The following is a 250-nucleotide window of genomic DNA, read 5'->3' as shown; positions in this document are numbered from 1 at the left end:
CAGGGCTACGAACTCGGGTTAACGCACTTTAGGGATTGCGGTTGATCTGATTCCATGGGGCTTCGATGATTCGGAGCCGTGCCATGGCCCTTGCCACCCTCGAAGGATTTGAGAAGCCGTGCCTGAAGGCGCTTCTGGAGCATTTCGCCGCGATCGAAGATCCGCGTGAGCCATGGCGGGTGGCGCATCCGCTGCCGGAAGTCCTGCTTCTGGTTGTCTGCGGCACGATCTGCGACTGCGACGACTATGA

At 59.6% G+C, this 250-nt stretch carries 1 protein-coding gene; it reads left to right on the top strand.

What is annotated here, in order from left to right:
* Positions 1-83 precede the first annotated feature (83 nt).
* The coding region (locus AC0L3N_RS33975; protein WP_473552075.1) for a transposase family protein at positions 84-250 on the top strand (167 nt) is incomplete at its 3' end.

The organism is Mesorhizobium sp. WSM4807, assembly GCF_055811615.1.
Note: the sequence above shows the minus strand (reverse complement) of the source record. Positions and strands in the feature narration are given on the sequence as shown.